General features: G+C 37.6%; 1 protein-coding gene. It reads left to right on the plus strand.

Annotated features, from left to right (window positions below):
- On the plus strand, positions 1-681 hold a 681-nt coding region (locus tag N8M20_RS10155), incomplete at both ends, for a transposase (protein WP_261080509.1).

Raw genomic sequence — 681 nt, forward strand, 5'->3', positions numbered from 1 at the left:
ATTACATTTTATCACAAAACTACTCGATATTAAAGACCCTAATATCCAGATTCTAGACATCATCAATAAGGATACACACAAGGAAATCATCGCCAAACTGGACTACGACGCCCCATCTTGTCCTGATTGTGAAAGTCAAATGAAGAAATATGACTTTCAAAAACCGTCTAAGATTCCTTACCTCGAAACAACTGGTATGCCTACTAGAATTCTCCTTAAAAAACGCCGTTTTAAGTGCTATCACTGTTCAAAAATGATGGTCGCCGAAACCTCTCTCGTCAAGAAAAATCACCAAATCCCTCGTATTATCAACCAAAAAATTGCTCAGAAGCTGATTGAAAAAAATTCTATGACGGATATTGCCCATCAGCTGTCCATTTCAACTTCAACTGTCATTCGCAAGCTCAATGACTTCCGTTTTAAGCATGATTTTTCTTGTCTTCCTGAGATTATGTCTTGGGATGAGTACGCTTTTACTAAGGGAAAGATGAGCTTCATTGCACAAGATTTTGAAAAGCTCAATATTATCACTGTTCTTGAGGGACGAACACAAGCTATTATCCGAAATCACTTTCTTAAATATGATAGGGCAGTCCGATGTCGAGTGAAAATCATTACTATGGATATGTTTAGCCCCTACTATGACTTGGCTAGACAACTTTTTCCAAACGCTAAAATCGT

Origin of the sequence: Streptococcus mitis, from assembly GCF_946190275.1 — a bacterium.
GTDB classification, from domain to species: domain Bacteria; phylum Bacillota; class Bacilli; order Lactobacillales; family Streptococcaceae; genus Streptococcus; species Streptococcus mitis_DC.